The sequence below is a fragment of the Achromobacter sp. MYb9 genome (assembly GCF_002975275.1).
Taxonomy (GTDB): domain Bacteria; phylum Pseudomonadota; class Gammaproteobacteria; order Burkholderiales; family Burkholderiaceae_B; genus Achromobacter.
In genome coordinates, this window is sequence record NZ_PCOQ01000028.1 from 1 (window position 1) to 22,668 (window position 22,668).

The 22,668-nt window shown below is 65.4% G+C and carries 21 protein-coding genes and 1 other RNA gene; 13 read left to right on the forward strand and 9 right to left on the reverse strand.

What is annotated here, in order from left to right:
- From CQ050_RS31205 to CQ050_RS26770, 9 genes are all read left to right on the forward strand, one after another.
- Positions 1-195: hypothetical protein (locus CQ050_RS31205; protein ID WP_233214319.1), on the forward strand; the 195-nt coding region annotated here is incomplete at its 5' end.
- A gap of 215 nt (positions 196-410) precedes the next feature.
- Positions 411-508: signal recognition particle sRNA small type (gene ffs / locus CQ050_RS26735), an RNA gene on the forward strand.
- A gap of 151 nt (positions 509-659) precedes the next feature.
- Positions 660-2,846 carry a DNA polymerase III subunit gamma/tau gene (locus tag CQ050_RS26740; RefSeq protein ID WP_105559868.1) on the forward strand — a complete coding sequence of 729 codons (2,187 nt, stop codon included), beginning with the start codon at positions 660-662 and terminating at the stop codon, positions 2,844-2,846.
- A gap of 44 nt (positions 2,847-2,890) precedes the next feature.
- Complete coding sequence (locus CQ050_RS26745) at positions 2,891-3,217, forward strand: YbaB/EbfC family nucleoid-associated protein (RefSeq protein WP_006221090.1); 327 nt, start codon at positions 2,891-2,893, stop codon at positions 3,215-3,217.
- A 21-nt stretch (positions 3,218-3,238) separates the two neighbouring features.
- Positions 3,239-3,847: a recombination mediator RecR gene (gene recR, locus CQ050_RS26750; RefSeq protein ID WP_105559869.1), complete on the forward strand. Its 609-nt coding sequence runs from the start codon at positions 3,239-3,241 to the stop codon at positions 3,845-3,847.
- A gap of 69 nt (positions 3,848-3,916) precedes the next feature.
- Complete coding sequence (locus CQ050_RS26755) at positions 3,917-5,176, forward strand: CaiB/BaiF CoA-transferase family protein (RefSeq protein WP_105559870.1); 1,260 nt, start codon at positions 3,917-3,919, stop codon at positions 5,174-5,176.
- 11 nt (positions 5,177-5,187) lie between these two features.
- A complete protein-coding gene (locus CQ050_RS26760) occupies positions 5,188-6,228 on the forward strand; it encodes an ABC transporter substrate-binding protein (RefSeq protein WP_105559871.1) in 1,041 nt (346 codons plus the stop codon).
- A complete protein-coding gene (locus CQ050_RS26765; protein WP_105559872.1) occupies positions 6,221-7,030 on the forward strand; it encodes an ABC transporter ATP-binding protein in 810 nt (269 codons plus the stop codon). Before CQ050_RS26760 ends, CQ050_RS26765 begins: the two co-directional genes overlap by 8 nt.
- 3 nt (positions 7,031-7,033) lie before the next feature.
- Positions 7,034-7,828 (forward strand): ABC transporter permease, encoded by a 795-nt coding sequence (locus CQ050_RS26770; RefSeq protein ID WP_105559873.1) that lies wholly within the window; start codon positions 7,034-7,036, stop codon positions 7,826-7,828.
- Between the two features lie 46 nt (positions 7,829-7,874).
- Here CQ050_RS26770 and CQ050_RS26775 read toward each other — a convergent pair whose 3' ends face one another.
- Together CQ050_RS26775 and CQ050_RS26780 are read right to left on the reverse strand one after the other, a co-directional pair.
- Entirely contained in the window at positions 7,875-8,516 is a 642-nt protein-coding gene (locus CQ050_RS26775; RefSeq protein WP_105559874.1) for a hypothetical protein, read from the reverse strand.
- A 14-nt stretch (positions 8,517-8,530) separates the two neighbouring features.
- Complete coding sequence (locus CQ050_RS26780; protein WP_233214322.1) at positions 8,531-8,887, reverse strand: response regulator; 357 nt, start codon at positions 8,885-8,887, stop codon at positions 8,531-8,533.
- Positions 8,888-9,203: 316 nt separating this feature from the next.
- Here CQ050_RS26780 and CQ050_RS26785 point away from each other — a divergent pair, with 316 nt between their 5' ends.
- Positions 9,204-9,731, forward strand: a complete 528-nt coding sequence (locus CQ050_RS26785; protein WP_105559876.1) for a carboxymuconolactone decarboxylase family protein — start codon at positions 9,204-9,206, stop codon at positions 9,729-9,731.
- Between the two features lie 59 nt (positions 9,732-9,790).
- On the opposite strand, the gene tal is transcribed toward CQ050_RS26785, so the two are convergent.
- Positions 9,791-10,744, reverse strand: coding sequence for a transaldolase (gene tal / locus CQ050_RS26790; protein WP_105559877.1), 954 nt, complete (start codon positions 10,742-10,744; stop codon positions 9,791-9,793).
- Between the two features lie 228 nt (positions 10,745-10,972).
- On the opposite strand from tal, the gene carA reads away from it, so the two are divergent.
- From carA to CQ050_RS26805, 3 genes are all read left to right on the forward strand, one after another.
- A complete protein-coding gene (gene carA / locus CQ050_RS26795; protein WP_199196942.1) occupies positions 10,973-12,127 on the forward strand; it encodes a glutamine-hydrolyzing carbamoyl-phosphate synthase small subunit in 1,155 nt (384 codons plus the stop codon).
- Positions 12,128-12,137: 10 nt separating this feature from the next.
- Positions 12,138-15,380 carry a carbamoyl-phosphate synthase large subunit gene (carB, locus tag CQ050_RS26800; RefSeq protein WP_105559878.1) on the forward strand — a complete coding sequence of 1,081 codons (3,243 nt, stop codon included), beginning with the start codon at positions 12,138-12,140 and terminating at the stop codon, positions 15,378-15,380.
- A gap of 126 nt (positions 15,381-15,506) precedes the next feature.
- Positions 15,507-16,271: an SDR family oxidoreductase gene (locus CQ050_RS26805; protein WP_105559879.1), complete on the forward strand. Its 765-nt coding sequence runs from the start codon at positions 15,507-15,509 to the stop codon at positions 16,269-16,271.
- 30 nt (positions 16,272-16,301) lie between these two features.
- On the opposite strand, the gene CQ050_RS26810 is transcribed toward CQ050_RS26805, so the two are convergent.
- The 6 genes from CQ050_RS26810 to CQ050_RS26835 form a co-directional block, all read right to left on the reverse strand.
- Positions 16,302-16,946 (reverse strand): histidine phosphatase family protein, encoded by a 645-nt coding sequence (locus CQ050_RS26810; RefSeq protein WP_105559880.1) that lies wholly within the window; start codon positions 16,944-16,946, stop codon positions 16,302-16,304.
- A gap of 26 nt (positions 16,947-16,972) precedes the next feature.
- Entirely contained in the window at positions 16,973-17,881 is a 909-nt protein-coding gene (locus CQ050_RS26815; RefSeq protein ID WP_105559881.1) for a LysR family transcriptional regulator, read from the reverse strand.
- 10 nt (positions 17,882-17,891) lie between these two features.
- A complete protein-coding gene (locus CQ050_RS26820) occupies positions 17,892-18,977 on the reverse strand; it encodes an ABC transporter ATP-binding protein (protein WP_105559882.1) in 1,086 nt (361 codons plus the stop codon).
- On the reverse strand, positions 18,974-20,686 hold the full coding sequence (locus CQ050_RS26825; RefSeq protein ID WP_105559883.1) for an iron ABC transporter permease: 1,713 nt from the start codon (positions 20,684-20,686) through the stop codon (positions 18,974-18,976). Before CQ050_RS26825 ends, CQ050_RS26820 begins: the two co-directional genes overlap by 4 nt.
- Before the next feature lie 80 nt (positions 20,687-20,766).
- On the reverse strand, positions 20,767-22,092 hold the full coding sequence (locus CQ050_RS26830; protein ID WP_105559884.1) for an ABC transporter substrate-binding protein: 1,326 nt from the start codon (positions 22,090-22,092) through the stop codon (positions 20,767-20,769).
- 139 nt (positions 22,093-22,231) lie between these two features.
- A complete protein-coding gene (locus tag CQ050_RS26835) occupies positions 22,232-22,651 on the reverse strand; it encodes a FlxA-like family protein (protein WP_105559885.1) in 420 nt (139 codons plus the stop codon).
- Positions 22,652-22,668: the final 17 nt, after the last annotated feature.

The following is a 22,668-nucleotide window of genomic DNA, read 5'->3' on the forward strand; positions in this document are numbered from 1 at the left end:
GTAGCGCAGCAGTTGTTCGCCGTGGCGTTGGCGCATGCGGGTGGCGAACCCCCCGCCGCTTTCGCCACCCGCATGCGCCAACGCCACGGCGAACAACTGCTGCGCTACTGCACCCAGGTCACCGCGCTAGACGGCCGCACAGCCAGAGCCGCCCTATACTTCCCAAGAGCCAAAGCCTGGATCGACCTAAAATAAAAAAAAGGCGCCCACGCAATAAGCAAGGCAAAGCAAAGCAAGCAAGCGAGCAAGCAAGGCAAAGCGAAGCGAGCCAAAAATGGCAAGCGAAGCAAAGCCATCTCCCCCTCCCCCTCGGGGGGAGGGCCGGGGAGGGGGCAACATACCGCCCCTCAGGGGCCCGCCAACCGGAAGGCTGCAAGCAAGCGAAGCGCAGCTCTGCTAGAATTCCGGTTGGCGGGCCCCTCCGCATGGTTCGACGGTGAACCTGGTCAGGTCGGGAACGAAGCAGCCATAGTCGTTTAGGGTCAGTGCCGGAGTAAGGCTCGCCAACCGGATTCTTCAAAGCAAAGGGTCATGATTTCATTTCATGGCCCTTCGCTTTCAAGGGGGACGGGGTTATTTTCCAGGGATTCGTTCCACGGGAATAAGCCCGTCCCCTTTGCATTTCAGCCAGCACGCGAAACAGGCTCTACAATCCAGCCATGACTTATCTGGTACTGGCCCGCAAGTGGCGGCCGCGATCGTTCGATACCCTCGTGGGACAGGATCACGTGGTGCGCGCATTGACTCATGCGCTCGACACCCAACGCCTGCACCATGCCTGGCTGTTCACCGGCACGCGGGGCGTGGGCAAGACCACCCTGTCCCGGATCCTGGCCAAATCGCTCAACTGTGAAACCGGCATCACCTCCAAGCCGTGCGGCGTCTGCCGCGCGTGCACGGAAATCGATGCCGGGCGCTTTGTCGACTACCTGGAACTGGACGCGGCCTCGAACCGAGGCGTCGAGGAAATGACGCAGCTGCTGGAGCAGGCGGTGTATTCGCCGGGCGCCGGGCGCTTCAAGGTCTACATGATCGACGAAGTGCACATGCTGACGGGCCACGCCTTCAACGCCATGTTGAAGACGCTGGAAGAGCCGCCGCCCCATGTCAAATTCATCCTGGCCACGACCGATCCGCAGAAAATCCCGGTCACGGTGCTGTCGCGCTGTCTCCAGTTCAACCTGAAGCAGATGCCGGCCGACTCCATCGTCGGGCATTTGCAGGCGGTGCTGGGCCAGGAAGAAGTCGCTTTCGAAGTGCCGGCATTGCGCCTGATCGGCCAGGCCGCCCAGGGCTCGATGCGCGACGCGCTCTCCCTGACCGACCAGGCCATCGCCTATAGCGCGGGCAACATGACCGAGGACGCCGTGCGCGGCATGCTCGGTACGATCGATCAACGCCATCTGGTGCGCCTGCTGGATGCCTTGTCCGCCGGCGATGCCAAGGGCGTGCTGGCGGTTGCCGACGAGCTGGCGATTCGCGGTCTGTCCTACGCGGGTGCGCTGGCCGATCTGGCCGTGCTGCTGTCCCGCGTGGCGATCGAACAGCGGGTCACCGGCGTCACGCCGGCCGAAGATCCGCTGGCTGCCGACATCGCGCGGCTGGCGCTGAGCCTGCATCCGGATGCGGTGCAGTTGTTCTATTCGGTGGCGGTGCACAGCCGCAGCGAACTGACGCTGGCGCCCGACGAGTACGCAGGCTTCATCATGGCGTGCTTGCGCATGCTGGCATTGAACGGCGACGCCGGTCCGCAAACCGCATTGGAAGCGCCTGCCGCGCCCGCCCGACAAACGGCCGACCCCGCCGTTGCCGTCGCCGAGCCGGCGGCAACCCCGGCCGCCGTGGCCGCGCCCGTGGCGGTTGCCGCACCGGCGCCGGCGCCCGCGCCTGCAGCGGCCCCGTCCGTCGCAGTCGCGTCGGCCGCCGTCGCCACCGCGCCAGCAGTGGTGCCTGAACCGGTTGCGCCCGTCGCGCCGGTCGAAGCTGCCGCCCCGACCGCGGCCCCGGCTCCCGCGCCGGTGGCCACTGATCGCGCCCCCGAACCCGAACCCGAACCCGAACCCGAACCCGTCTCCGCGTCTCCGGCCACCGCCGGCGACAACGTACCGCCCTGGGAAGACCTGCCGGCCGACGCGCCGGCGGCGCCCGAGGCCGCCCCTACGGCCAAGTCCACGGGTTCCGCGGCGTTGGCCGTCGCCCCCGCCGTCGCGGCCGTGCTGGCCAGCGCGCCAGCCGAAGCCGATGGCGGCCCGCCTTCCTGGGTTGACGAAGAAATCCCCTTCGAAGCCGAAGGCGGTTTTGTCCCGGATGGCGGCTTTACGTCCGATCCGGACGATGACGAATTTGAAACCCTGGCCAGCGCGCCGTCCGCTGCCCCGGCACCGGCCGCGCCGGCAAGGCGCGATGGGCCGGCGCCAGCCCGCAAACGCCAATCGCGTGCCCGCATGACGGACATGACGCCCACGGGCTGGCCCGAACTGGCCGCGAGCTTGCCCGTCACCGGCCTGGCGGCGGAACTGGCGCGCCAAAGCGAATGGGCCGGCGTGCAGGGCGACGCGATCGTCCTGCGCGTCGCCGTCAGGACGCTGGCTGAAAGCGAAAGCCGGGTTCGCCTGCAAACCGTCCTGTGCGAACATTTCGGCCAGAGCGTCCGGCTGGATGTGGAAGTCGGCGTCACCGGCGACGCCACGGCGCATGCCGTGGCGCAGGCCGAACGCGCCGCGCGCCAGCAGGCCGCCGAAGACGCCGTGGCCGTCGATCCTTTTGTGCAAGCACTGTTGGCCGATTTTGGGGGCCAGGTCGTACCTGGCTCCATCCGCCACGTTGATCCCCCGGCCGCTGCCTGAGGCGGCGGCAATCTCTCATTCCCCTCGTTCAAGGAACATCCATCATGATGAAAGGACAACTGGCCGGCCTGATGCGCCAGGCGCAGCAGATGCAGGAAAACATGAAGAAGGCGCAAGACGCGCTGGCCGAGATCCTGGTCGAAGGCGCCTCTGGCGGCGGCCTGGTCAAGGTCACCATGACCTGCCGCCACGACGTCAAGCGCGTCGTGATCGATCCGTCGCTGCTGGGCGACGACAAGGACATGTTGGAAGACCTGGTTGCCGCTGCGTTCAACGACGCGCTGCGCAAGGCTGAAACCACGTCCCAGGAAAAGATGGCGGGCGTTACCGCCGGCATGCCGCTGCCCCCGGGCATGAAGCTGCCGTTCTGATCGGCGCGATCCTAGGCCGCAATGGATCCCTTACTGCCTGAACCCGAACCGCTGGTGTCGCTGATCGAGGCGCTGCGGCGCCTGCCCGGCGTAGGCATCCGGTCGGCCAGACGCATGGCGTACCACCTGCTGCAGCATGACCCGCAAGGCGCGGACATGCTGGGGCAGGCATTGGCCGGCGCCGTCCGGGATCTCAAGCACTGCGCCCGGTGCAACAGCTTTTCGGAAGAAGAGGTCTGTGGCACCTGCGCCAATCCCAAGCGCGACCGCTCGCTGCTGTGCATCGTGGAAACGCCGGCCGACCAGAACATGATCGAGTCCAGCCACGGCTACCGTGGCCTGTACTACGTGCTGATGGGCCGCGTGGCGCCGCTGGAAGGCATTGGCCCCCGCGAGCTGGACTTCGACCGCGTGATCAAGCGGGCGACGGACGGCGAGGTGCAGGAAGTCATCCTGGCCACCAACTTCACCGCCGAAGGCGAGACCACCGCCCACTTCCTGGGCGAAGCACTGGGTGAACGCGGCCTGCGCGTGACGCGCCTGGCGCGCGGCGTGCCGGCAGGCAGTGAACTGGAATACGTGGATGCCGGCACAATCGCCTGGGCCTTGATGGAGCGCAAGACTACCTGAGGCTCGCGGCACCACAACAGCCAGCCGGCAACGTACCGGCGCGGCAAAAAATCGTGAGGAAGACAAACCATGTCAGCGCTGACCGGACTCAAGGTCCTGGAACTCGGCACGCTTATCGCCGGCCCGTTCGCCGCGCGCATCTTCGGCGAATTCGGCGCCGATGTCATCAAGGTGGAGACGCCGCACGGGCCAGACGGCACGGGTGGCGGAGATCCCATCCGCAGCTGGCGCCATCTGCATGAGGGCAATTCGCTCTGGTGGACGGTGCAGGCACGCAACAAGCAATCCATCGCCCTGAACCTGAAAGACCCGCGCGCCCAGGAGATCGCCCGCAAGCTGGCGCTGGACGCCGATGTCGTGGTCGAAAACTACCGCCCGGGCGTGCTCGAGAAATGGGGCCTGGGGTTTGAGCAACTGCGTGCCATCAATCCCGCGCTGATCATGGTGCGGCTGTCGGGCTACGGCCAGACGGGCCCCATGAAAGACCAGCCGGGCTTTGGCGCCATCGGTGAATCCATGGGCGGGCTGCGCTATGTGTCGGGCCACCCCGACCGGCCACCGTTGCGGGTCGGCATTTCCATCGGCGACTCCATCGCCGCGCTGCACGGCGTGATCGGCGCAATGATGGCGCTGCGCCACCGCGACGCCACGGGCGGCCGCTGGAACGGCAAGTCGGGCGATGCCTGCCAGGCCGGGCAGGGGCAGATGGTGGATGTGGCCTTGTACGAGGCCGTCTTCAACATGATGGAAAGCCTTGTTCCCGAATACGACGTAGCCGGCGTGGTGCGCGAACGCACGGGCGGCGCGCTGCCCGGCATCGTGCCGTCCAACACGTACACCACGCGTGACGGCCAGAACATCGTCATCGCCGGCAACGGCGACGCGATCTTCCATCGGCTGATGCGCGCCATCGGTCGGGACGATCTGGCCGAAGACCCCGATCTGGTGCGTAACGATGGCCGCGCGCGCCGGGTCGACGAGATCGACGGCGCCATTCAGCAATGGTGCGGTGCCCGCGGCATCGACGAGGCGCTGGGCGTGCTGAAGGGCGCGGATGTGCCCGTCGGCAAGATCTACAGCGTGGCCGACATGTTCAGCGATCCCCAGTTCCTGGCGCGCCAAATGATCGAGCAGCATCACTTCGCCGACGGTACGCCGGTCAAGCTGCCCGCGGTGGTTCCCAAGCTGTCGGAGACCCCCGGCCAGACGCGCTGGGTAGGCCCGGCATTAGGGGAACATACCGAGGAAGTCCTGAAATCGCTGGGGTATGATTCAGCGGCTATTGACGAGCTGGCGAAGACCGGCGCTATCGGTAAACCCGACAATTAGGAGACAACCACATGTCAGTTACCCGCCGTGACTTGCTCAAGATGGCCGGCGCCGCCGGCGTCATGGGCATGGCGCCCGCGATCGTGCGCGCACAGAAGCTTGAGAAGACCAAGGTCCAGATCGCCGTGGGCGGCAAGCCCCTGATCTACTATCTGCCCTTGTCCATCGCGGAAGCCCGCGGTTACTTCAAGGACGAAGGCCTGGATGTCAGCATCGCCGACTTCGCAGGCGGCTCCAAGGCGTTGCAGGCCGTCGTGGGGGGCAGCGCCGACGTCGTCTCGGGCGCGTTCGAGCACACGCTGTCCATGCAATCCAAGGGCCAGGCGTACCGCGCCTTCGTGCTGCAAGGCCGTGCGCCGATGATCGGCGTGGGCGTGTCCAAGAAGAACCTGCCCAACTACAAGGGCCCGGCCGACCTCAAGGGCAAGAAGATCGGCGTGACCGCGCCGGGCTCGTCCACCAACATGGTGGTCAGCTTCTTCCTGGCCAAGCACGGCTTGAAGGCATCCGACGTGTCCATCATCGGCGTGGGCGCCGGCGCAGGCGCCGTGACGGCCTTGCGCAGTGGCCAGATCGACGCCATCTCCAATACCGACCCCGTGGTGTCGATGCTGCAGATGCCGGGCGATATCCAGATCATCGTCGACACGCGCACCCTCAAGGACACCCAGGATATTTTCGGCGGCAACATGCCGGCCGGCTGCCTGTACGCGCCGCAGGCGTTCATCGACGCCAACCCGAACACGACGCAGGCCCTGACCAATGCGCTGGTTCGCGCCGACAAGTGGATTCAGAAGGCCGGTCCCGACGAGATCGCCAAGATCGTGCCGGAAACTTACCTGCTGGGCGATCCTGCGGTCTACAAGGCCGCCATCGCAAAGAGCCTGGAAGGCCTGTCGCCCAACGGCATGATCCCCGAAGACGGCGCGGCCACCGCGCTGAAGGCGCTGGCCGCCTATCAGGCGGATTTCGACGGCGGGAAGATCGACGCCTCCAAGGTCTGGACCAACGATTTCGCGCGCCGCGCCAACGAGAAGTACGCCAATGGCTGAAGCCGCACTATCGCTGGAAAATATCAGTTGCACCTTTGTTTCGCGTGACGACCGGTCACAGCGCTACACCGCCGTCAGCGACACGACCCTGGCCATCGCGCCCGGGGAGTTCGTGTCGGTGGTGGGGCCGACCGGTTGCGGGAAATCCACCTTGCTCAACGTTGGCGCCGGCTTGCTGGCGCCATCGTCGGGCCAGGTGAAGGTCTTCGGCCAACCCCTGTCGGGCATCAACGCGCGCGCGGGCTACATGTTCCAGGGCGAAGCCCTCTTGCCCTGGCGCAGCGCGCTGGACAACGTGGTCGCCGGGCTGGACTTCGCCGGCGTGCCGCGTCCGGAAGCGCTGGAGCGCGGCCGGGAGTGGATGCGCCGCGTGGGGCTGGGCGGCTTTGAGAGCCGCTATCCGCACCAGATGTCGGGCGGCATGCGCAAGCGCGCGATGCTGGCCCAGACGCTGATCCGCGATCCCGACATCATCCTGATGGATGAGCCATTCTCGGCCTTGGACATCCAGACGCGCCAGCTGATGGAAAACGAGGTGCTGGAATTGTGGATGGCCAAGCGCAAGGCCGTGCTGTTCATCACGCACGACCTGGACGAAGCCATCGCGATGAGCGACCGCGTGATCGTGCTGTCGGCCGGGCCGGGCACGCACCCGATCGGTGAATTCACCATCGATCTGCCGCGCCCGCGCGACGTCGCCGAGGTGCGCGCCCATCCGCGTTTCGTCGAGCTGCATACGGCCATCTGGGCCGTGCTGCGCGAAGAAGTTCTCAAGGGCTATGCCCAACAGAAGCGAGCCTGAGGTATGTCGAAGTCATTCAAATCCGGTTCCGCCAGCCTGCGCTTTTGGCAACTGCTGCTGCTGGTCGTCATCCTGGGCGTCTGGCATTTCGCATCGCGAGATTCCAAGGTCGCGTTCTTCTTTGGCGAGCCGCTGAAGGTCTGGGGCCGCATCTGGGCCTGGTTCATTACCAACGCGGACATCTACACGCACCTGTGGGTGACCCTGACCGAAACCGTGCTGGCGTTTTTCATCGGCACCATCGCCGGCCTGGGCTTCGGCTTGTGGCTGGGGCTGTCGCCGCGTGCAAGCGCCATCCTCGACCCCTACATCAAGGCCGCCAACTCGATGCCGCGCGTCATCCTGGCGCCGATCTTCGGCATGTGGTTCGGGTTGGGTATCTGGTCCAAGGTGGCGCTGGCCGTCACGCTGGTGTTCTTCATCGTGTTCTTCAACGTCTACCAGGGCGTGCGCGAAGTCAGTCCGACTTTGCTGGACAACGCGCGCATGCTGGGCGCACGCAAACGCCAATTGCTGCGCCACGTCTATCTGCCGTCGGCCACCAGCTGGGTGTTTTCCAGCCTGCATACGTCCGTGGGTCTTGCCTTCGTGGGTGCCGTGGTCGGGGAATACCTGGGGTCGGCAAGCGGCGTGGGCTACCTGATCCTGCAGGCGGAAGGTACGTTCGACGTGAACACGGTGTTCGCGGGCATCGTCGTATTGACGGCATTCGCGCTGGTGCTCGACTACATCGTCGGCGTCGGTGAAAAGCGCCTGATGAAGTGGCAGCCCAAATCGGGCGAGACCGAAAAGCTGTAGCCCGGACGGGCGGCCAACGGCGGCTGGCCAGCCGTTGCCGCCTGCCTTATTCGTCGGGAAGCACGGGCAGATGCAGCGACCAGCAATCCGCCTGGCGCACCAGGCGCCAGCCTGACGCGTCCGCCAGCAGTTCGACTTCCTGCGGGTCGAAAGTCGCGGGCTGCACACCGGAAAAATCCGGTGCGGCGGAAAATCGGGCATGCCATGCATCCGCCTGGGAAAAATCCAGCGCAAGATCCGAGTCGGCGGGAAGCGCCTGCAGCAGGCAAAGCAGCCAGGCCAGCAGCAAATAGCGCGAGGCGAACGTCGGCAACTGGACGGCAGCGACCGTTTCGGACCAGGTGACGCTGCGGCGGGACAGCAGCAAGTGCGAGAACATCAGTTTGCGGCACTCGCTCAGCAGCGCATCGGCCGGCGCTATCGCACCGTGGTCCGCCAACCATTGGTCCAGGTCGCGCACGACCGCGACGCTGTCTTCAAGCATGCCCGTCAAGTCGCCTGCCAGGCGCTGGCAGCGCTGCTGCAAGGCGTCGGGGCTGGCGCCTTCGGGTGTCTGGCGTAGCATCGCGGCCGCCAGCGTGGCGTTGGACAGCGGGCCGACCACCTCGTGGCGCAGCACGGAGAAAACCTGCGCCAGCACTTTCAGACGTACGCCGTGGGCAGCCAGCGCTTGCAGGGAGGCGGACATGGGAAGGGTCACGTTTAGTGCGCCTGGCGCAAGATGGCCAGCAGCGCGTCGGGGTCGGCGGGCTTTTCGATCCAGCCGTTGAACACGCCTTCCGGGGCGTCGCGCCGTTCCTGGCGCGCCAGCCCGCTCAAGGCATAAATACGGGCCGGCTTGCCGCGCGCGCGCAGCCTGGTGGCAAGTTCGTAGCCGTCCATGTCGGGCAGCAGGATATCCACCAGCACGGCCTCGGGAGCGAAACTGTCGGCGAGTTCCAAGGCGGCTTCGCCGGTGGCGGCACAGCGCGTTTCCAGTCCGGAAAGCGCCAGGAACTCGGCCAACAGCTCCGAGCCCATTTCGTTATCGTCAACCAGCAGGACGCGAATCGCGCGCACGTCGTTCAAAAGGGTACCTCCAGATATCAAGGGCGGGCGTATCGTGCTGGCCGCGCGGCAGCGTCGCCGTGAAAAGGGCCAGGCCGTCGCGGCAATCCACCGGAAATCTCGCCGTCGTGTCGGGCCACGACCTGGCGGGTGAGGTACAGGCCCGTTTCCGGGCCGTTGCGATGACACGAACGCAACCGCGGCGGGGGAACGGACGGGGGCGCATTCATGCTGGCTATATACCGGGGACGCGCGATGTGCTGTCATTATGTCAAATATATTGTGCGAATGTGTGCATTTGCAGTCCTGTCACCGATATGGAGTTTCCATGGCCCGTCTTCCCTACGCCGATCTGACTCATCCCGACGCCCGGCCCCTGGTCGATCGCATCGTCGCCGAGCGCGGCAGCGTCCTGCACCTGTACCAGATGCTGTTGCATAGCCCCGCGGTCGCGGGCGGCTGGTTGAACTACCTGACGTCGATCCGTCAGCTAAGCACGCTGCCCGGCGACCTTCGCGAGCTGGTCATCATGCGGGTGGCGGCGATCAACGGCGCCCCTTACGAGGCCGACCAACACGCGCCGATCGCGCTGAAAGAAGGGGTTTCCCAGGCACAGCTGGACGCATTGGACGCCTGGGAAAGTTCGGCGCTGTTCAGCGAGCGGGAAAAGGCGGTGCTGGCCTACACCGACGCGATGACCCGCCGGGTGCAGGTGCCCGAATCCGTGTTCCAGGCCGCGCGGGCGGCGATGGCGTCGGATAAGCTCATCGTCGAACTGACCGCGACGGTGGCGGCGTACAACATGGTGTCGCGCTTCCTGGAAGCGCTGCAAGTGCATTCGCACGACGACCGTTAGGCCGTCGCGAACCGGGCGCGCACGGGCAAGGCGCGCGCCTGCCGGCGTAGGGGCCAGGCTTAGCGGCGTTGCGCCTCGATCAGCGCGTCCAGCTTGACCGCGTCCGCCACGAACAGGCGGATGCCCTCGGACAGCTTTTCGGTCGCCATGGCGTCGTCGTTGAGCAGGGTGCGGAAGCTGATCTCGTCCGAGCCGATACGTGCGATGGGTTCGCCCGTGTCGTCGGCGCGCAATTGCGCGGGGGCGTCGCCTTCGGTGCCGGCCAGCTGGTTCAGCAGGTCGGGGCTGATGGTCAGCAGGTCGCAGCCCGATAGCGCCAGGATCTGTCCCGCATTGCGGAAGCTTGCGCCCATGATCTCGGTGGCGATGCCATGCTGCTTGTAATAGCGGTAGATGCGGCTGACCGACAGCACGCCGGGGTCGCGGCCGCCGGCGTTGTCGGCTTCTACCCAGGAGGCGCCGGCGTTCTTCTTGTGCCAGTCGTAGATGCGGCCGACAAAAGGAGAGATCAGTTGCACGTTCGCGTCGGCGCAGGCCACGGCCTGGGGCAGCGAAAACAGCAAAGTCAGGTTGCAGCGCACGCCTTCGGATTGCAGGGCGCGGGCGGCCTGGATGCCTTCCCAGGTCGAGGCGATCTTGATCAGCACGCGCTCGCGCGGCACGCCGGCGGCCTCGTACAGGGCGATCAGGCCGCGGGCGCGTTCGATGGTGGCGCGGGTGTCGAACGACAGGCGCGCGTCCACTTCGGTCGAGACGCGGCCCGGCACGATGTTCAGGATGGCTCGGCCAAAAGCGACCAGCAGGCGGTCGACGAGGTCGGGCGTCGAGGCGCCGCCATGGTCGCGCGCCGTTTTTTCCAGCAGCGGACGGTAGGCGTCCTGCTGAACGGCCTTAAGAATAAGGGACGGATTGGTGGTGGCGTCCGTGGGACGCAACGCCTTCATCGCTTCGAAATCCCCGGTGTCGGCGACAACGGTGGTGTGATTGCGCAGGGCGTCAAGTTGGCTGGACATGGACAAATACGGCTCACGACGGCAAGGGTTGAAGGTGTCCCTAGCGTATCACTGCCGCTGGCGCCTTGCTGTCCGCCAAACGGCGCGTGGCCCGAGAACGCGGCGTGGTGGCTCGAAAAGGGCGGGAATCACCGATATCGGCCTTATTTGGCGCGGTTCTCCGAGAAAAGCGCCGGGTCAAGGTATAATCCGAAGGTTTGATTATCGATTCTAAAACCGGGGTTTACTGTGCTGCCGCAACTTTTTCCCGAGGGGATCAACCGCTTCCCTCCTGCAATTCTGGCTCTGGCGGACGGTACCATTTTTCGAGGCGTGTCGATCGGTGCGCCTGGCCATACCGTTGCCGAAGTGGTGTTCAACACCGCGATGACCGGGTACCAGGAAATTCTCACCGATCCCAGCTATAGCGGTCAGATCGTCACGCTGACCTATCCGCACATTGGCAACACCGGCGTCAATGCCGAAGACGTCGAAGCCAATCGCGTCTATGCCGCCGGATTGGTGGTCCGCGACTGTCCCGCTCGCGTGTCGAACTTCCGTTCCACGCAATCCTTGCCCGACTATCTGGCCGCGCAAGGCATCGTCGCCATTTCCGGCATCGACACCCGCAAGCTCACGCGCATCCTGCGTGAAAAAGGCGCCCAGGGCGCCTGCATCTTCGTTGGCACCGACACCGAGCGCGCCGTAGAACTGGCCCGCGGCTTTGCCGGCATGGCCGGCCAGGATCTGGCCAAGGTCGTCTCGGTCAAGACCAGCAGCGAGTGGACCGATGGCACCTGGCAACTGGGCCAAGGCTTCTCCAAGCCCGACCAGTCCAAGTTCCACGTCGTCGCGTATGACTTCGGCATCAAGAGCAACATCCTGCGCCTGCTGGCCGACCGCGGCTGCCGCCTGACGCTGGTGCCGGCGCAAACCAGCGCCGAAGACGTCCTGAAGCTGAATCCCGACGGTGTGTTCCTGTCCAACGGCCCGGGCGACCCCGAGCCTTGCGACTACGCCATCGCCGCCACGCGCACGTTCCTGGACAAGAAGCTGCCGGTGTTCGGCATCTGCCTGGGCCATCAGATCATGGGCCTGGCCGTCGGCGGCAAGACGCTCAAGATGAAGACCGGCCACCACGGCGCGAACCATCCCGTGCAGGACCTCCAGTCCAAGCGCGTGTTCATCACGAGCCAGAACCACGGCTTCGCGGTCGACGCGGCCAGCCTGCCGGCCAATGCGCGCGTGACGCACGTGTCGCTGTTCGACGGCACGTTGCAGGGCTTCGAACTCACCGACCGCCCGGCCTTCTGCTTCCAGGGTCACCCCGAAGCCAGCCCGGGTCCGCACGACATCCTTGAACTGTTCGACAAGTTCATCGTCCTGATGTCCGGCCAAAAGTAAAGATTGCATCATGCCCAAGCGTACAGACCTAAAAAGCATACTCATCATCGGCGCCGGCCCCATCATCATCGGGCAGGCCTGCGAATTCGACTATTCCGGCGCGCAGGCGTGCAAGGCGCTCAAGGCCGAGGGTTACCGCACCATCCTGGTGAACAGCAACCCGGCCACGATCATGACGGACCCGGAAACGGCCGACGTCACCTACATCGAGCCCATCACCTGGCAAGCCGTTGAAAAGATCATCGAGCGTGAAAAGCCCGATGCGCTGCTGCCGACCATGGGCGGCCAGACCGCGCTGAACTGCGCGCTGGACCTGGCCCACCACGGCGTGCTGGCAAAGCACAACGTGGAACTGATCGGCGCCAACGAGCACGCCATCGAAAAGGCCGAAGACCGCCAGAAGTTCAAGCAGGCCATGACCGACATCGGGCTGGAATCGGCCAAGTCGGGCGTAGCCCACAGCATGGACGAAGCCTGGGAAGTGCAGCGCCGCATCGCGGCTGAAGTCGGCACCTCGGGCTTCCCGGCCGTGATCCGTCCCAGCTTCACGATGGGCGGTTCGGGCGGCGGCATTGCCTACAACGCCGAAGAATTCGAAACCATCTGCCGCCGTGGCCTGGAAGCGTCGCCGACCAGCGAACTGCTGATCGAAGAGTCGCTGCTGGGCTGGAAGGAATTCGAGATGGAAGTGGTCCGCGACAAGGCGGACAACTGCATCATCGTCTGCTCGATCGAAAACCTGGACCCGATGGGCGTGCACACCGGCGACTCGATCACCGTGGCGCCGGCCCAGACGCTGACCGACAAGGAATACCAGATCATGCGTAACGCATCGATCGCGGTATTGCGCGAGATCGGCGTGGATACGGGCGGTTCGAACGTGCAGTTCGCGGTCAACCCGCGCGACGGCCGCATGATCGTCATCGAAATGAACCCGCGCGTGTCGCGTTCGTCGGCGCTGGCCTCCAAGGCCACCGGCTTCCCCATCGCCAAGGTCGCCGCGCGCCTGGCCGTGGGCTATACGCTGGACGAGCTCAAGAACGAAATCACGGGCGGCGCCACGCCGGCCTCGTTCGAGCCGTCGATCGACTACGTCGTCACCAAGGTGCCGCGTTTCGCGTTCGAGAAATTCCCCACCGCCGACGCGCGCCTGACCACCCAGATGAAGTCCGTCGGTGAAGTCATGGCCATCGGCCGCACCTTCCAGGAATCGTTCCAGAAGGCGCTGCGTGGCCTGGAAGTCGGCGTCGACGGCCTGAACCAGAAAACCACCGACCGCGAAAAGCTGCAAGTCGAACTGGGCGAGCCCGGTCCGGAACGCATCTGGTACGTGGGCGATGCCTTCGCGCAAGGTTTCACGCTGGACGAAGTGCACAACATCACGCACATCGACCCCTGGTTCCTGTCGCAGATCAAGGAAATCGTCGACATCGAACTGGCGCTGGAACAAAAGACGCTGGCCGACCTGGACTACGCCACCCTGTGGGAACTGAAGCGCCGCGGTTTCTCCGATCGCCGCCTGGCTTTCCTGCTGGATTCGGCTGAATCCGAAGTCCGCAAGCTGCGTCACCAGTTGAACGTGCGCCCGGTCTACAAGCGCGTAGACACCTGCGCCGCTGAATTCGCCACCCGCACCGCCTACATGTACTCCACGTACGAGGAAGAGTGCGAAGCCGCGCCCACTGATCGCAAGAAGATCGTGGTGCTGGGCGGCGGCCCGAACCGGATCGGCCAGGGCATCGAATTCGACTATTGCTGCGTGCATGCCGCGCTGGCGTTGCGCGAAGATGGGTACGAGACCATCATGGTCAACTGCAACCCGGAAACCGTGTCCACCGACTACGACACGTCGGACCGCCTGTACTTCGAACCGCTGACCTTGGAAGACGTGCTGGAAATCGTCCACAAGGAAAACCCGGTCGGCATGATCGTCCAGTACGGCGGCCAGACGCCGTTGAAGCTGGCGCGCGCCCTGGAAGCCAACGGCGTGCCCATCATCGGCACCAGCCCGGAATCCATCGATGTCGCCGAAGACCGCGAACGCTTCCAGAAGCTGTTGAACAAGCTTGGCCTGCGCCAGCCGCCCAACCGCACCGCGCGCACCGAAGGCGAGGCCCTGGCCCACGCCACCGAAATCGGCTACCCGCTGGTCGTCCGCCCCAGCTACGTGCTGGGCGGCCGCGCCATGGAAATCGTGCACGAGCAGCAAGACCTTGAACGCTACATGCGCGAGGCCGTGAAGGTCAGCAATGACTCGCCCGTGCTGCTGGACCGCTTCCTGAACAACGCCACCGAAGTCGACGTGGACTGCCTGGCCGACGGCGAAACCGTCTTCATCGGCGGCGTCATGGAACACATCGAGCAGGCCGGCGTGCACTCGGGCGACTCGGCTTGCAGCCTGCCGCCGTACTCGCTGTCGGCGGAAGTCATCGCCGAGATCAAGCGCCAGACCACGATGATGGCCAAGGCCTTGAACGTCAGCGGCCTGATGAACGTGCAGTTCGCCATCCAGGGTGGTGACGTCTACGTGCTGGAAGTGAATCCGCGCGCATCGCGCACGGTGCCCTACGTGTCCAAGGCCACCGGCCTGCAACTGGCCAAGATCGCCGCGCGCGCCATGGCCGGCCAGACGCTGGCCGCGCAAGGCATCACGAAGGAAGTCGTGCCGCCTTACTTCTCGGTCAAGGAAGCCGTGTTCCCGTTCGTGAAGTTCCCGGGCGTGGACACCATCCTGGGCCCCGAAATGAAGTCGACGGGTGAAGTGATGGGCGTGGGCATGAGCTTCGGCGAAGCCTTCGTGAAGTCGCAACTGGCCGCTGGCGTGCGTCTGCCGGAATCCGGCACGGTGTTCATCAGCGTGAAGAACCAGGACAAGCCCCGCGCCGTCGAAGTGGCGCGTGGCCTGCATGCCTTGGGCTTCAAGCTGGTCGCCACGCGCGGCACGGCTGCCGAGATCGAAGCCGCCGGCATTCCGGTGCAAGTGGTCAACAAGGTCACCGAAGGCCGTCCGCATATCGTCGACATGGTGAAGAACGGCGAAATTGCGCTGGTCATCAACACGGTCGAAGAGCGTCGCAACGCCATCGTCGATTCGCGCACCATCCGTACGCAGTCGCTGGCGGCCCGCGTCACGTTCTTCACCACCATCGCTGGCGCCCGCGCCGCGGTCGAGGGCATGCAGTACCTGCGCCAAGGCCTTGGCCTGCAGGTGTATCCGTTGCAGGATCTGCACGCGTCGTTGTTGAAAGACTGAAGCACTGAAAGAGGGCGCGCGGCGCAAGCCAGCCGCGTGCGCTTGATGTAGGATGCCGGGGCGGCCCTTGTAAAAGAGGGTCGCCCTTTTTCATCCCTGCTTTTTTATCTCTGCTCACGGCGATTCATGAATCGAGTCTTCATTACGGGCGCCAGCAGCGGCCTGGGCCGCGCCCTGGCGCAGCAGTACGCCGCCTCCGGCGCCACGCTTGGCCTTTTGGGCCGGCGCGAAGACGCATTGCGCGAGCTGGCCGACAGCCTGCCCGGCGAACACCGCTGCTACGCGGTCGATGTGCGCGACCGCGCGGCGCTGCATGCGGCCGCATCCGATTTCATCGCTTTCTGCCAGGGCAGGGTAGACGTGGTCATCGCCAGCGCCGGCATCAGCGCGGGCACGCTGACCGAGCACGGCGAAGACTACGACGTGTTCAAAGCCATTGTCGACACCAACCTGCTGGCCACGGTCGCCACCTTCGAACCGTTCGTGGGCGCCATGCGCGCGGCGGGTTGCGGACGGCTGGTGGGTATCGCCAGCGTGGCAGGCGTACGCGGCCTGCCGGGGGCGGGCGCCTATAGCGCGTCCAAATCCGCCGTGGTGACTTATTGCGAAAGCTTGCGGCTGGAATTGGCGGCGGACGGCATTCGGGTCGTGACGATCGCGCCCGGCTACATCAAGACCGCGATGACGGCGAAGAATCCGTACTCGATGCCCTTCCTGATGGAGGCGGATGCCTTTGCTCGGCGCGCGCAGGCCGCGATCGGGCGCGGCACGTCGTATACGGTAATTCCGTGGCAGATGGGCGTGGTGGCCAAGCTGATGCGGCTGTTGCCCAACGCCGTGTATGACAAGCTGGCGCGCGATGCACCGCGCAAACCGCGCAAAGCGGAGTAGGTTCCGCTTCGCGCAGCCCGTGCCTGCCGTCTACGGCACCACGTCGTCGCCGACTTCGTCGGCCACATGGCCCACGTCGCCCCAATCCAGCACTTCCCACTTGCGTCCCTGCACGCCGACGCGGTTGATGCTGACGTTGAGCAGCGCCGCGTCGCGCGGCGCATTCAGCGGCACGCCCGACGCATGGCGCCAGATGATGTCCAGCACACCGCCGTGCGTGAACAGCAGGATGCGTTCGCCTTCGTGGCGGCTGGCGATATCGTCGACCGTGGAGATCACGCGCGACTGGAACTGGCCCAGCGTTTCGCCGCCATTCAGCGGGCGCAGCGGGTCGCGGCTTTTCCAGGCGGCAGCGGCCTCGGGGGCCTGCGTGTCGATGTGCTCGTGGTCCAGGCCTTCCAGCACGCCGAAGCCGCGCTCTCGAATGCCGGGTTCCACGCGCACACGCAAGCCCAGTTGTTCGGATACGGGCACGGCGGTGGCGTGGGCGCGTTGCAGGTCGCTGCTGTAGATGGCGTGGATGGGCGTGTGGCGGGCTTCTTCGCGCAGGCGCGCCGCCAGCAAACCGGCCTGGTTGACGCCGAATTCATTCAGGGGGATGTCTTTCCAGCCTTGCAGGCGGCGCTGGCGGTTCCAGTCGGTTTCGCCATGGCGGATGAACCAGATTTCAGTCATTGAGGTCGTGATGTGGGGAGTAAGGCTTAGAGCTGGGCCGGCGCGATGGCCGCGCGCGGCTTCCAGATGGTTTGAATGATCGAGCTTAACGCGACCAGCGCGGGCTCGCTAGCACGCTCATACGGCAGGATAAAGCCTAGCATGGCGTCCACGCGGGCCTGGCCCCAAACGATGAAATCGTTGGACGCCGCGCCCGCCAGCGCGGTTTCCTCGCGCAGCAGCGCGCAGCCTGCGCCCGCGCGCACCAACGCGTCCTGGTTGGCCTGGTCATCGTGTTGCATGACGATGCGCGGCGACAGGCCGTGGCGTTCAAACATGTCGCGAAGCAGCAGGTGGGTATGGCAGCCGGAGGGGCCGTCCAGCCAGGGCAGTTGCGCCACCTCCCGCCAGCCGCCGCGCTTGAGCACCGCGGCATGCTCTTTCGGCAGGGCGATGCGATAGCGCACGCTGCGCAGGGGCAGCCACAGCACGCCGCGCGGCGGATTGGCGGCAATGGTCAGCGCGGCCGGCAGGCGGCCGGTGCTGACCTGTTCGGCCAGCGTGGCGGCGGGCAGCGTCTGGGTCTTCAGTTCCACCAGCGGCAGCCGCTGATTCACGGCCGAGGCCAATTCGCCCAGACGCAGGAAATCCGGCTTTTCGCTGGGCACGCCCAGTTCAACCACGCCGTGCAGGCTGCCTTGCAGCTGCTGTGCTTCAGACCGGAGCTGCGCGCCCAGCACCAGCAGCGATTCCGCCGTGGGCAACAGCACTTCGCCTGCCTTGGCCAGCGCCAGCCGGCCGCCGCTGCGGTCGAACAGCGCCACGCCCAGGGTCTGTTCCAGCGCCTTGATCTGCGCGGTGACGGCAGGCTGGGTCAGCGATAGCGCTTCGGCCGCCTTCGTCAGGTTGCCCAGCCGGGCGACCGTGACGAAGGCGCGGATCTGATAGATTTCCATGGCCGCAAGTTTAGGCCGCCAGCAGCCGGATCTGACTGGGTTCCAATCCGATCGACACCGGCGCGCCGGCGGGGAAGGGGGACAGCCCCGCCAGATGCGATTGATCTGCCGTCAGGCGCTGTTCGCCGATCAGCACCTGGTAGCGCGTGAACTCGCCCAGGAATTCGCTGCTTTCGACAATGCCCGGCAGCCAGACATAGCGCGCGTCGCCCAGGCCGTCGGCCATTTCGATCTGCACCGTGTGGGGCCGGAAGCTGGCTGCCAGCCGCGGCGCCGCCGGCGCTTCGGCGGTCAGCGGCAAATGCAGGTCGCCGATGCCCTCCACCGCCAGCACCACGCTGCCGCTGGTGCGTTCGCGCACGTCGCCTTCCAGCACATTCATCGTGCCCACGAAATTGGCCACGAAACGGTTCACCGGATAGTCGAACAGGGTGCTGGGCGCGCCGATCTGCTGCACCACGCCGTGGTCCAGCACCGCCATACGGTCGGCCGTGGTCATGGCTTCTTCCTGGTCGTGGGTGACGAAGATGGTGGTGATGCCCAGCCGGCGCTGCAGGCTCAGCAAGTCCTGGCGCATCTGCACGCGCAGCTTCTTGTCCAGGTTGGACAGTGGTTCGTCCAGCAGCAGAACCTGGGGCTCGATGACGATGGTGCGGGCCAGCGCAACACGTTGCTGTTGGCCGCCCGACAACTGATTGGGACGGCGCTTGCCGTACTGCGACAAGCCCACGAGTTCCAGCGCCGCCTCCACCTTGGCGCGAATCTCCGCCTTTGGCAGTTTGCGCTCCACCAGGCCGAAAGCCACGTTGTCCCACACGGTCATGTGCGGCCACAGCGCGTAGTTCTGGAACACCATGCCGATGTTGCGGTCCCAGGGGGGCGTGCCGCTGATGTCCTTGCCGTCCACCAGCAGTTGTCCCGCGCTATGTCGGTTGAAGCCGGCGATCAACCGCAGCAGCGTGGACTTGCCCGACCCCGACGGCCCCAGCAAGGCAAAGAACTCGCCAGGCTCGATGTTGATGTTCACATCCTTCAGCACTTCCGTCTTGCCGTAAGACAGGCGGATGTTGCGGCATTCGACACTGACCTTCTTCATGCGGATTCCCCTTCATTGCGTGCCGGACGCTGGCGCGATTGCGCGCGCTCCACCAGCAAGTGCGATACATACGTGCCGATGGCCACCGCGGCCACCGCCAGCACGCCCAGCGCGGCGCCCGGGCCCCGGCCGGCCGCGCTTTGCATATACAGATAGATGCCGTAGCTCATGGGCGCCTGGCTGTCTTTCGTGACGAGCATGATGGTGGCCGACAGCTCCACCGCCGCGGTCACGAAGCTTGTCACGAAGCCCGCCAGCATGCCGCCTGCCATCAACGGCACCACCACGCGCCGTATCGTGCTCATGCGGGTGGCGCCCAGCGACTGCGCCGCTTCTTCCAGCGAGACGTTGATCTGCTGCAGCGACGCCACGCAGGAACGCAGCGCGTAGGGCAGCCGCCGGACCGAGTACGCAATCATGATGATGATCCACGACGAGGTCAGCAAGGTGCCGGTGCCGGGCAGTTCGATGCCGCGGAATGTGCGCAGGAAGCCGATGGCCAGCACGATGCCGGGGATCGCCAGCGCCGCAGAGGCCATGAAATCCAGCCATTGGCGCGCCGGCAGTCGGGTACGCAGCATCAGGTAGGCAATGGCGGTGCCCAGGATCACATCCACGCCCGCGGCCAGGCCGCAATAGAGCAGGGTGTTCGCAATCATGCCCTGCGATTCGGAGAACACCGCCGAGTAATGGGCCAGCGTGTAGCCGTCGGGCAGTGGCGCGAAGCTCCAGACGCTGGCAAGCGACAGCAGGAGCACGCCCATGTGCGGCGACAGCACCAGCAGCAGCACCAGGATGATCCATCCGTAAGCCAGCACGCTTTCCATCGGCCCCAGTTTGCGCTTCTGGATGCTGTTGCCGCCCTTTTGCAGCGTGGAATAGTCGCGGCCCTTGAGGACGCGCGCGGACAGCCACAGCGCCAGGATCGAGAACGCGATCATGATCACGCTGATCACGTAGCCCAGCGGATCTTCCAGCCCTACCTGGGTGATGCGCAGATAGGCTTGCGGGGCCAGCATGTTCGTCGTGCCCAGCACCAGCGGCGTGCCCAGGTCATCGAACACCTTCACGAACACCAGCGACGTGCCGGCCACGTAACCCGGCAGCGCCAGCGGGAAGATCACGCGGCGGAACAGCCGGAACCCGCGCGATCCCAGGTTGAAGGCCGCTTCTTCCATGGCGCCGTCGATGTTGCGCAGCGCCACCACCAGGTTCATCAGGATGAACGGGAAGTAGTGCAGCGCTTCCACGAAAATGACGCCGTTCAAGCCTTCCATGAACGGGATCGTGAATCCGAACCAGTCGTTCAGCAACAGGTTGACGCTGCCCGAGCGGCCGAAGATCAACTGCATCGCGACCGCGCCCACGAAGGGCGGCATGATCAGCGGCAGCACGCCCAGCGTCTGGATGATCAGCGCGCCCCGGAACTCGAAGCGCACCGTGAAGTAGGCCAGGGGCACGGCGATCAAGGACGCCAGCAGTGCCGACCAGCCCGCCACGTACAGGCTGTTGAAGAACGCTTCCTTCATCAGCGGCTGGTTGAAGAACGCGCCGAAGTGGCCCATCGTGAGGCTGCCGTCAGCGTTCACGAAGGCACTGTAGAACACCGTGCCCACGGGCACGGCCAGGAAAAGCAGCAAAAAGCCGAATACCAGCAGCGCCGTCAATACGGGGCCGGCGGGCAGGCGTGAGTGGCCCGAAGAATTCATCGAGATTCCCGAAATCGTTGCCAGGGACCGCGGCGGGGCGGACAGGAACGGTCCCGTCCGTCCCACGCGCGTGGTGCGGGTTACAGCGCCGCGGCCTGTTTAGCCAGCTTGACGGCTTCTTCGTAGTTGGCCTTGGACTTGCCGTTCCATTCGCCTTCCAGCTGGGTGATCTGCTGGTTCACGGCGGCGTCCTTTTTGTTGCCCGCGAAGATCGCCAGGAAGGCGGGGTCGGCGGCTTGCTTGCCGTCCACCAGCGGGGCCCAGGTCAGTTTGCGCGCCTGGGCCAGCAGCTCGGCGGCGCGGCCGCTCTTGGCTTTGTCGCCCAGCTTGGCCTCGGCGTCGTAAATGGCCTTGGTGGCGGCCTGCAGTTCCTTCAGCCGGAACGTGACGGTCTGGTCGTACAGCGATTGCACGACGTAGTAGCGCGTCTGCGACAGGTCGGCGTTGAACTGCACCTTGCTGCGCTTTGCGATCTCGGCCGGGTCCGGGTAGCCCGCCGGGATCTTGCCGGCCAGCGCCGAATACGGCAGCACGGGCAGCCGCGAGATCTTCGGCTCAAGCAGAAGCTCCTGGCCCGCCTGGCTGAGCGTGAAGGCGATGAACTTCTTGCCTTCCTCGGTGTTCTTCGCGCCCGCGATCAACGCGATGTTGGCCGGCACGATGGCGGTTTCGGAGGGGTAGACGAACTCCACCGGGAACTTGGAATACTTGCTGGACAGGCCGAAGAAATCGATGACCGGACCGGCGCCGAACTGGCCGTTGTTGACCCCGTCCGGCACGCCGAACGAGCGCTCGGTGACGGCGCTGCTGTTGCCGGACATGCGCAGCAAGGTGCTCCAGCCTTCATCCCAGCCTTCGCCCTGCAGGATGGTTTCGACCGTCAGGTGCATCGTGCCCGAGCGCGACGGCGATGTGATGCCGACGTGGCCGAACCACTTCGGCGACAGCAGGTCCTTCCATTCCACCGGCGCGGGGATCTTGTGCGCCGCGATATAGCGCGTGTTGTAGACGATGCCGTAGCCCGCCAGCGCCTGCCCCAGGTACATGCCCCCCGGGTCATTGATGGGGTAGTTGCCGATCTTGTCCGGCACGTCTTTGTTCGCCACGTCCGATGACTTGGCCAGCAGCTTGTCGCGGCCCAGCACCTCGAACGCGTCGGGCGCGCTGGCCCAGAACACTTCGGGACGTTGGCCCGCCGGGGTTTCACGCACGTAGGCGATGCCCGACACCGTATTCTTGTTCAGGATTTCCAGCGTGATGCCCGGGTTGGCCTTCTCGAAGGCGCTCTTGTAAGCCTGAGTCAGGTCTTTGGGGAACGACGTGATCACCGTGACGGTGCCGGCCAGGGCGGGCGCCGCGCAGGCGGCCAACAGCGCGCCTGCAAGGGCTGTGCGCATTGCATGCATGGTTTGTCTCCGTGGTTTTAGATTTGTTCGGAGACAGTAATGTTTGCCCTGCTACGCGTCCAATCAGAAATTTTGATACGCGCCATCAGTGCGGGCGCCTTGATGCGGGGGCTTCGACCCCGGCGCCCGCGGCCCGATGCTATGCGGTCGTGGAGATGCCGCTGCTCTTCGCGGCGCGGGCCTGCTGCGACATCACCTGGGCGATCTGCCCTTGGATCTGCACGGCTTGGGCGTTCAGCGCCAGGAGCTGCTGCGCCTTCATTTCGTCGGACATCCCGCTGGCCTTGACCTTGGCGATCTGGTCCATGACCCGCTTCAATTGCTTCTGCAGCGCCTTGATCTGGCGGGTGTATTCATCGTCGTTGTCCGTTTCTTCGCTGGCGCTGGCGCTGCCGACCTTCAGGCCCCCCGCGCTGCCGAGGCGGATCTTGCCGTCCGGGCTGAGCGTACTGGCTTCGCCGTCGGCCGGCTTGGCCTCCTTGTTGGCCTGGATCCGTTCGGCCCACAGGTCGGCCAGCGGGTTGTTCCGAGAGATGCCATTGATGGGCGTGGTCGCCATGTTTGCTCCTGCTGCCA

What these genes read in the sequence shown, in the direction of transcription:
- recR (WP_105559869.1), top strand. Translation starts at nt 3,239, where the DNA reads ATGGATCCCTTACTGCCTGAACCCGAACCGCTGGTGTCGCTGATCGAG.
- CQ050_RS26785 (WP_105559876.1), top strand. Translation starts at nt 9,204, where the DNA reads ATGGCCCGTCTTCCCTACGCCGATCTGACTCATCCCGACGCCCGGCCC.
- CQ050_RS26755 (WP_105559870.1), top strand. Translation starts at nt 3,917, where the DNA reads ATGTCAGCGCTGACCGGACTCAAGGTCCTGGAACTCGGCACGCTTATC.
- carB (WP_105559878.1), top strand. Translation starts at nt 12,138, where the DNA reads ATGCCCAAGCGTACAGACCTAAAAAGCATACTCATCATCGGCGCCGGC.
- CQ050_RS26835 (WP_105559885.1), bottom strand. Translation starts at nt 22,651, where the DNA reads ATGGCGACCACGCCCATCAATGGCATCTCTCGGAACAACCCGCTGGCC.
- tal (WP_105559877.1), bottom strand. Translation starts at nt 10,744, where the DNA reads ATGTCCAGCCAACTTGACGCCCTGCGCAATCACACCACCGTTGTCGCC.
- CQ050_RS26830 (WP_105559884.1), bottom strand. Translation starts at nt 22,092, where the DNA reads ATGCATGCAATGCGCACAGCCCTTGCAGGCGCGCTGTTGGCCGCCTGC.
- CQ050_RS26820 (WP_105559882.1), bottom strand. Translation starts at nt 18,977, where the DNA reads ATGAAGAAGGTCAGTGTCGAATGCCGCAACATCCGCCTGTCTTACGGC.
- CQ050_RS26805 (WP_105559879.1), top strand. Translation starts at nt 15,507, where the DNA reads ATGAATCGAGTCTTCATTACGGGCGCCAGCAGCGGCCTGGGCCGCGCC.
- CQ050_RS26765 (WP_105559872.1), top strand. Translation starts at nt 6,221, where the DNA reads ATGGCTGAAGCCGCACTATCGCTGGAAAATATCAGTTGCACCTTTGTT.
- CQ050_RS26825 (WP_105559883.1), bottom strand. Translation starts at nt 20,686, where the DNA reads ATGAATTCTTCGGGCCACTCACGCCTGCCCGCCGGCCCCGTATTGACG.
- CQ050_RS26810 (WP_105559880.1), bottom strand. Translation starts at nt 16,946, where the DNA reads ATGACTGAAATCTGGTTCATCCGCCATGGCGAAACCGACTGGAACCGC.
- CQ050_RS26775 (WP_105559874.1), bottom strand. Translation starts at nt 8,516, where the DNA reads ATGTCCGCCTCCCTGCAAGCGCTGGCTGCCCACGGCGTACGTCTGAAA.
- CQ050_RS26815 (WP_105559881.1), bottom strand. Translation starts at nt 17,881, where the DNA reads ATGGAAATCTATCAGATCCGCGCCTTCGTCACGGTCGCCCGGCTGGGC.
- CQ050_RS26745 (WP_006221090.1), top strand. Translation starts at nt 2,891, where the DNA reads ATGATGAAAGGACAACTGGCCGGCCTGATGCGCCAGGCGCAGCAGATG.
- CQ050_RS26760 (WP_105559871.1), top strand. Translation starts at nt 5,188, where the DNA reads ATGTCAGTTACCCGCCGTGACTTGCTCAAGATGGCCGGCGCCGCCGGC.
- CQ050_RS26770 (WP_105559873.1), top strand. Translation starts at nt 7,034, where the DNA reads ATGTCGAAGTCATTCAAATCCGGTTCCGCCAGCCTGCGCTTTTGGCAA.
- CQ050_RS26740 (WP_105559868.1), top strand. Translation starts at nt 660, where the DNA reads ATGACTTATCTGGTACTGGCCCGCAAGTGGCGGCCGCGATCGTTCGAT.